Genomic DNA, 255 nt, shown 5'->3' on the forward strand with positions numbered 1-255 from the left:
CGACACGGCCCTTGGCCTGGCTCGAATTTGCGCAAAGAATCTCGATGTTTAGCTCGCACAGCGCACGCCCGAACTGGGTCATCCCCTGGCCACCCTTGGCGTCCTTTTTAGGGACCCGGAACACCGTGTGCTTGTCGGAATAAAAGGCGATCGGAGCACCGTGATCCTTCAGGTAAAGCTCGAGCGCCTCGAAATAGCTGAAGGTGCTCTCCGAACGCACGAAGCGCAACTGCATCAGCTTGCCGGTCGCATCAT

At 58.0% G+C, this 255-nt stretch carries 1 pseudogene; it reads right to left on the reverse strand.

The features are described from left to right. Positions 1-255: pseudogene (locus IB248_RS31230) on the reverse strand (ISNCY family transposase); the annotation flags it as partial.

The organism is Rhizobium sp. RHZ01 (genome assembly GCF_014851595.1).
Lineage (GTDB): Bacteria > Pseudomonadota > Alphaproteobacteria > Rhizobiales > Rhizobiaceae > Rhizobium > Rhizobium altiplani.